General features: G+C 74.6%; 7 protein-coding genes. 2 read left to right on the forward strand and 5 right to left on the reverse strand.

Translation table 11 applies throughout. The features are described from left to right. Positions 1 to 25 precede the first annotated feature (25 nt). The 4 genes from ABT381_RS24095 to ABT381_RS24110 all read right to left on the reverse strand — a co-directional run bounded on the left by ABT381_RS24095 (position 26) and on the right by ABT381_RS24110 (position 3,626). Entirely contained in the window at positions 26 to 919 is an 894-nt protein-coding gene (locus tag ABT381_RS24095) for a DMT family transporter (RefSeq protein WP_351598015.1), read from the reverse strand. 3 nt (positions 920 to 922) lie between these two features. Further along, on the reverse strand, positions 923 to 1,855 hold the full coding sequence (locus tag ABT381_RS24100; RefSeq protein WP_351598017.1) for a DMT family transporter: 933 nt from the start codon (positions 1,853 to 1,855) through the stop codon (positions 923 to 925). Between the two features lie 49 nt (positions 1,856 to 1,904). After that, entirely contained in the window at positions 1,905 to 2,741 is an 837-nt protein-coding gene (locus ABT381_RS24105) for an SDR family NAD(P)-dependent oxidoreductase (RefSeq protein ID WP_467753693.1), read from the reverse strand. 105 nt (positions 2,742 to 2,846) lie between these two features. Continuing rightward, positions 2,847 to 3,626, reverse strand: a complete 780-nt coding sequence (locus tag ABT381_RS24110) for a polysaccharide deacetylase family protein (RefSeq protein WP_351598019.1) — start codon at positions 3,624 to 3,626, stop codon at positions 2,847 to 2,849. A 74-nt stretch (positions 3,627 to 3,700) separates the two neighbouring features. Here ABT381_RS24110 and ABT381_RS24115 point away from each other — a divergent pair, with 74 nt between their 5' ends. Continuing rightward, positions 3,701 to 4,864: an MGDG synthase family glycosyltransferase gene (locus tag ABT381_RS24115; protein WP_502965715.1), complete on the forward strand. Its 1,164-nt coding sequence runs from the start codon at positions 3,701 to 3,703 to the stop codon at positions 4,862 to 4,864. A gap of 154 nt (positions 4,865 to 5,018) precedes the next feature. After that, on the forward strand, positions 5,019 to 5,858 hold the full coding sequence (locus tag ABT381_RS24120) for an esterase/lipase family protein (protein WP_351598024.1): 840 nt from the start codon (positions 5,019 to 5,021) through the stop codon (positions 5,856 to 5,858). 15 nt (positions 5,859 to 5,873) lie between these two features. On the opposite strand, the gene ABT381_RS24125 is transcribed toward ABT381_RS24120, so the two are convergent. Continuing rightward, positions 5,874 to 6,353: LLM class flavin-dependent oxidoreductase (locus ABT381_RS24125; protein WP_351598027.1), on the reverse strand; the 480-nt coding region annotated here is incomplete at its 5' end.

Here is a 6,353-nt window from a genome sequence, read left to right on the forward strand (position 1 = left end):
CGGGACGGGGCCTGCCCGAAACGCCCTAGGCCCCTTCGGGCGGCTCGTCCGGAGCATCGTCCGGGCCCCCGTGGCTGCCCGTGGGCATGGCCGGGTGGCGGCCGAGGAGGAAGACGCCGGTCACTACCGCTGCCAGGCCCAGGAGTTCGCCCGCCAGTGCGGCGGGGGTGACGCGGATGCGGTCGCCGAGGAAGCCGATGCCGCAGGCGATGCCGGCCAGTGGTTCGGCCGCGGTCAGTGCCGGCAGGGACATCCGCAGCGGCCCGGCCTCGAAGGCGCTCTGGACCAGCATCAGGCCCGTCACGGCCAGCACCACGATCAGGTACGGCTCCCAGCTCAGCAGCATCCTCCCGAGGCCGTGGTCCTCCGCGATCGAGCTGGACACGCGGGTCAGCGCGTCCTGGAGGCCGTACAGCACACCCGCGGCGGCGGCCAGCAGCGGCGGTTCCTCCACCAGGCGCACATGACGGGCCGTCAGTACCAGGAGCAGCGCGATCGCGAGGACGCCGCCGAAGACGATCCAGTGCCGCAGCGTGCCGGTGTGGGCGGGCCCGCTGTACGGGCTTCCGGCGATGATGAAGGCCGCCACGCCGCCGCTGAGCAGGAGCACGCCGGCCCAGCCCGACCAGCCCAGCCGCTCCCCGCTGAGCCACCGGGCCAGCACCATGGCGAACAGCAGGTTGGTGGCCAGCAGCGGTTCGACGCGGGACAGGTCGCCTTGGCTCAGCGCGAGCACGCTGAAGATCTGCCCGACGATCATGCAGCCGATCCCGGCGAGCCACAGCGGTACCTTCATCAGGTCCAGCAGCAGCCGGAAGCTGAGCATGTCGGTCAGCGGCGCTTCCCGTGCCGCGTGCTGCTGCAGGACGAAGCCCAGCCCCAACAGGCAGGCGGCGAGGACACCGTAGAGGTACAGCATGCTTCACCGCACCGGGGGGCGGCCGGCGGGCGGCTGCTCGGCCGAGGGCACCCGGGCGGCCTCACGCAGCGCCGCTTCCCCCTTGAGCAGCGGGGAACGGGCCAGTACCAGCGCGGAGCCGGCGATCAGCGCGCCGCCGGCGACGGCCGGCACCACGTACCAGCCGCCGCGCACGTGCTCCGCGAAGGCGAGGGAGCCCCACAGGATGGCCACCAGCGGGTCGGAGAGGGTCAGTCCGGGCTGGGCCGCGAGCAGGTTGCCGGCGTGCAGCGCCGACTGGAGGAGGAACATCGCGAGGATGCCCGCCGCGACCATCGCGTACAGCTGCCAGGCCGCGAACACCGCGGTCAGGCCCTCCTCCTCGCGGCCCATCGCGCCCTTCATGAAGGCGGCCGTCAGCCCGAACTGGCAGCCGGCGGCGACACCGAAGGCGGCGGCCCTGCGGCTGGCGCCGCCCGGGAGCGCCGGAGACTGGCGGCGGCCCCACTCCACGGTGGCGACGACGACGAGGAGGTTCGCGCCGACGCCCACCGTCCACGCCTGCCAGCCCGCCTCCTCGCCGTTCCCGGGGGCGGGCGAGAGGAAGTACAGCAGGGCGGCCAGCCCGCCGGTCATGCCCACGGCGGACAGCCACTCGCGGTGGTGCAGCCGGGTGTGGAACACCCGCGACGCCAGCAGCAGCGTCACCGGCAGCTCGATGACGAGGATGGGCTGGACGACCGACAGGCTGCCGGTCGCCAGCGCGGCCGCCTGCAGGACGAAGCCGAGGATCACGCAGAGGAAGCCGGCGAACCACACCGGGCGGCGCAGCAGGTGCAGGATCAGCTGCGGCCGCAGGCTGTCCTCGCCCGGCAGGTCGCGGCTGGCGCGCCGCTGCAGCACCGAGGCGGCCGCATTGGCGCAGGCGGCGAGCACGGCCAGGAGGTAGCTCAGCACGACGTCCTTCCTCGGTCGTCCTCCTGGAGAGGACGGATCGGGCGGCCCCTCAGGCGAAGCGCGTGGCCAGCCGCCGGAACAGGGCCGGGGCGAGGCCCTTGAAGCGGGCGGGGAACTGCAGCCAGCCGGGGACGAAGACCTCGCTGCGCTCGTGCGCCACCGCGTCCCAGACGGCGTCGGCGACCCGGGCCGGGGCGATCGGCCGCGGCCGGGAGCGCTGGTAGGGCGCGCCTCTGCGGGTGAAGAAAGGGGTGTTGACCGCGCCGGGCACCACCACCGACACCCGCACCCGGCTGCCGGCCAGTTCGTACCGCAGGCTCTCGGCGAAGGCCGCGACGGCCGCCTTGGCCGCCGAGTAGACGGCCTCCTCGCGTACTCCCACGGCGCCCGCGATCGACCCCACGAAGAGGAGGTGTCCGCGGTCGCGGCGCACTATGTGGGGGAGCACCCGGCGGGTCAGGTGCATGACGGCCGCAAGGTCCACCGCCAGTACCTCGTCGATGGCGGCCGGCGGCATGGCCGTGAAGGGGCCGGCCCAGCCGATGCCGGCCCCGGCGATCAGGACGTCCACGCCGCCCGCCACGTCGAAGGCGCTGTCGACCAGCTGCCCGCAGCCCGCCGGGTCGGCCAGGTCGCAGGGGAGGGCCGTGGCCCCGCAGCGGTCGGCGATCCGGCCCAGGCGCTCCTGGTCACGGCCGTTCAGCAGCAGCTGCCAGCCGCCCTCGGCGGCGAACCGGGTGGCGACGGCCGCGCCGATGCCGGACGAGGCGCCGGTGATCAGCGCCACCGGTGCGCCGGTCCGGTGCGCCCGTGGGGCGGGGCCGTGGCGCCCGGGCCGGTCCTCCGGGAGTACAGGACTGTGCGGCAGCGGTCCCGCGGCTTCCACAGGAGACCTCCTCCGGGCTGGGGCTCACCCTCTATGTCCTGATACCAGATCCGGACCAGCATGACATGACTTTCGTGATGATCCGGGCAATTGCCACCTCGGGCGTCACCACCCCGTGTCGGTGCCGTGGTCCCGCAGTGGACCCACCGTGAGGCCCTGGTGGCGGCAGCGCTGCACCAGTACGGGCAGCGCCTGGAGTGTGGCGCGCCAGGAACCGGGCGTCGACGTGCGGTCGCTGTCGTGCAGCAGGACGGTCGCGCCGCCCTCCAGTCGGCGCTCCACGGTGCGCACGACCGCGGCGGCATCGGCCTCCGCCACCCAGTCACGCGCCCACACGGACCACAGCACGGTGCGCAGCCCGAGGCGGTGCGCCGCGGCCCACCGGTCGCCGGTGAGGATGCCGTAGGGCGGCCGGTACCACCGGGGCCGCACTCCGCAGATGTCGGTGGCCGCCCGGACGGCCCGGCGCAGCTCGCGCAGTTCACGGGCCGGCGCGGGCCACCACGGTCTGCGGTGGTCCCAGCCGTGCAGCCCCACCTCGTGCCCGCGCGCCACGATGTCCCGCCCCACCTCGGGCGCTTCGGCCAGTGCCGCGCCCAGCAGGAAGAAGGTCGCCCGCACGCCCAGGCCGTCCAGCGCGTCGAGGAAGCGCGGCGTGCTCGCGCGGTCGGGGCCGTCGTCGAAGGTCAGCGCGACGTGCCCCGGATGGCCCTGGCCGTCGAGACCGGGGAAGAGGACGCGCCGTACGGGTGGCAGCCAGGTCCCGGCCGGGACGATGTGCAGCGCGGCCGCCGCTGTCGCGGCCGCGCCCGCCGCCTGCCACGCGGCGGGACCGAGCGGAGGACGGTCGATGCGCATGCCGTCCAGTATGGTCGCGTACGTCATGGAATGCTCGGGAAGGGCACCCGGACCGGGGCGGTGGACACGTGGGCGGACGATTCGTCATCCTCAGCGCCGGCATGGGGGCCGGTCACCACGCGGTGGCCGGAGAACTCGCGCACCGGCTGACCGGCCGCGGCCACCAGGCCGAGACCCTGGACGTCCTCGACCTGCTGCCGGCCGGCACCGGCGCCGCCCTGCGCGGCTTCTACGCCGCCACCGTGCGGCACGCGCCCGCGCTCTACGACGCGATCTACCGCGCCTACTTCGCGCCCCGCCCGCCCGCTGGGCCCGGCCGTCCGCAGCTGGGCCCCGCCGACACCTCGCCGGTCGTCGCGCCCGCCGCCAAGGAGCTGCGGCGCCGCCTGGCCGGCGCGGAGCCCGACGCGGTGATCGCCACCTTCCACCTCGCCGCGCAGGTCAGCGGCCGGCTGCGGGACGCCGGGGCGCTGCGCTGCCCGAGCGTCGTCGTGCTCACCGACTTCGCCGTGCACCGCCAGTGGCTCCATCCCGGCAACGACCTGCACCTCTGCCCGACCCGGGAGACCGCGCAGGAGATCGGCCGGCTCGGCGGCCGGGGCGCGGAAGCGGTCGGCCCTGTGGTGCCCGCCGCGTTCCGCACCGCGCCGCCCCCGTCCCGTACCGCCTTCTTCGCCCGCCGCTTCGCGGCCCGGGCCCCCGGCCGCACCCCGGTCCTGCTCTCCGCCGGGGCCTGGGGCGTGGCCTCGCACCTGGCGCACACGGCGGCGCTGCTCCGCGACGGCGGCTACCTGCCGGTGGTGATGTGCGGCCGCAGCCGGTCGCTGCGACGGCGGATCGGCCGGGTGCCCGGGGCCGTGGCGCTCGGCTGGGTGGCGGACGTACCGGCCCTGATGGCGGCGGCGGGCGTACTGGTGGAGAACGCGGCGGGGCAGACGGCGGCCCAGGCGCTGGCGGCCGGGCTGCCGGTGGTGAGCTACCGGCCGATCCCCGGACACGGCGCGGCGGGGGCCCGCCGGATGGCGGCCGCCGGCCTGTCGGGCCACGCCCGCGACCCGGCGGACCTGCTGCGCGTACTCGACGGCCTGACCCGCGAAGGGCCGGTGCGGGAGGCCCGGATCGCCGCCGGGCGGGCGCTGTTCCGGGCCGATGCCGCGGACGCCGTCCTCGCGGCATCGGGCTGCGCGGACGGCGTGCCCTCGGGGTGGCGGGATACCGGCCCTCGGGAGAAACCGAACGGGGGCAGATCGCCTTCGGAGCGATAGCGTGAGGCCGCATAACGGGGCCCATCCGCTTATTCGAGGCGGAAAGGGTGATTCCGTCATGTCGGGAGGATATTCAATGTTCCCCACCGGAAAAGGTCCCAAGTTACCGATCCCCAACCCGCTCGAAGCGGTTTCCAAGAGCGTCACCGGCGCCATGGCCGACGGGCTGGCCCTCGCCCAGGCAGCGGCCATCACGACGCAGGCGGCCACCGCCCTCACCCGCGCGCCGGGCATCGACGACTGGTCGGCGCGCCCGGACGAGGACCACCCGCGCCCGGTCGTCCTGGTCCACGGCACCTTCGGCAACGCCGAGACCTACTGGCTGACCGTCGCCCCCGTCCTCGCTGCCGCCGGATACAGCGTCTTCCGGCTCGACTACGGGGCCGATCCGCGGGTACCGCTGGTCCACGGCATCGCGTCGATGGAGGAGTCGGCGGCGGAGCTGGCCGCCTACGTCGACCGGGTGCTGGAGTCCACCGGGGCCGAGAAGGTCGACATCATCGGGCACTCGCAGGGCGGCATGCTGCCGCGCTACTACCTGAAGTACCTCGGCGGCGCCGCCAAGGTGCACCATCTGATCGGCCTGGCCCCGAACAACCACGGCACCACCGGCAACGGCATCGCCGCGCTCATGAAGCAGTACCCGGCCACCATCGAGCTCACCAACCTGGCCGTGCCCGCGTGCACCGAACAGCACAAGGGCAGCCCCTTCATGAACAAGCTCAACGACGGCGCAGACACCGTCGACGGCGTGCGCTACACCGTCATCGCGACCAAGTACGACGAGGTGGTCACGCCCTACACCTCGTGCTGGCTGAAGGGCCCGAACGTCCGCAACGTCCTTCTGCAGGACCTGTGCGTCGCCGACCTGAGCGAACACAACGCCATCGTCTACTCGCCGTACGCCATGCGGGAAGTACTGCGCGCCCTCGGCCCGGGGAAGCCGAAGAAGACCGCGCCCGCGGCCACGCCGAAGCCCGCGCCCGCTCCGTAGCGGGGAACGCAAGGGTCAGGTGCCCGCGTGCAGCGCGGGCACCAACTCCTCCGCAATCTCCGCCAGTTGGGACCGCTGCGCGGCCGGATCCAGCGAACCGATCCGTACGATGAGGTGCCGGGCCCCGGCCCGGACGTACCCGCCGAGCCATTCCGCGCACTCCGCCGCACTGCCGTACCCGTACGCCTGGAACCCCGCCATCTCCGCCAGCGAGCGCCCGTAGTACGCCTGCGTGTACGCGTCCAGCTCCTTGCGTGCCGCCGCCCGGTCCGGGCCGACCGCCAGCGTCGCGTACAGCCCCGGCGCGATGTCGCCCGGCGACCGCCCCCGCTCCGCGGCCAGTTGCCCGATCCGCTCCCAGGCCCGCGCGTACGCCGCCGCCTCCGGGAGGAACGGCAGCCAGCCGTCGTACAGTTCGGCCGTGCGCGCCAATACCCGCGGGGTGTCGCTGCCGGCCAGCCAGAGCGGCGGCCCGCCGGGCGTGGCCGGGGACGG

Origin of the sequence: Streptomyces sp. NPDC000151, from assembly GCF_040301705.1 — a bacterium.
Lineage (GTDB): Bacteria > Actinomycetota > Actinomycetes > Streptomycetales > Streptomycetaceae > Streptomyces.

Excerpts from the sequence above, each read along its gene's own strand:
- ABT381_RS24095 (WP_351598015.1), bottom strand. The coding sequence starts at position 919 with ATGCTGTACCTCTACGGTGTCCTCGCCGCCTGCCTGTTGGGGCTGGGC.
- ABT381_RS24110 (WP_351598019.1), bottom strand. The coding sequence starts at position 3,626 with ATGACGTACGCGACCATACTGGACGGCATGCGCATCGACCGTCCTCCG.
- ABT381_RS24115 (WP_502965715.1), top strand. The coding sequence starts at position 3,701 with ATGGGGGCCGGTCACCACGCGGTGGCCGGAGAACTCGCGCACCGGCTG.
- ABT381_RS24120 (WP_351598024.1), top strand. The coding sequence starts at position 5,019 with ATGGCCGACGGGCTGGCCCTCGCCCAGGCAGCGGCCATCACGACGCAG.